This window comes from Neisseria sp. P0021.S007, from assembly GCF_051956855.1.
This window is the reverse complement of the sequence record NZ_JBQCXA010001436.1, coordinates 1-482: the sequence shown is the minus strand read 5'-3', so window position 1 is coordinate 482 and position 482 is coordinate 1. Positions and strand designations below refer to the sequence as shown.

Sequence of the window (482 nt, the reverse complement as noted above, 5' to 3'; positions counted from 1 at the left end):
ACGTAATGCTCACCATGATGGCTTTTGTTTTCCGTAATACTGCGTGCCAGCATTCGGATACTGCTTTTACGCAAGTGGCTGGTGCTGTATTGCTCTACCGCCGCGTAAATCATCGCATTCATCAGATTGATGGTTAAGCGGGTACGGCTGCCGGTTTCGATTTGAATATTGGTCAACAGTTTCAGACGGCCTATGGTTTGTTGCAGGCGCTCCAGCAAGTGTGCCACTTTCACTGACGAACCAGACCCTGCTCCTGTACCACGACGACGCAGATACTCAATTTGCTTGTCGCACTGGTCAAACATGACCTACAAGTGCGCCGTATCATAAGTTTCTTCGCTGTGGCGATAGTGTTCTACCAATTTTGCAATTTCACGTTGTAAGGCGACAAATGCCGAATCCGCCTCCAACAAACGGGGGGCAATCCGTATTAAATCCGGCTCAATCGCTTCGGAAGCAATCCAAATCGACAGCATTTCCAC

Annotated in this window: 1 pseudogene; it reads right to left on the bottom strand. The window is 49.0% G+C overall.

The window, feature by feature from the left end:
• Positions 1-482, bottom strand: a pseudogene (locus ACTHUR_RS19580) (recombinase); the annotation flags it as partial.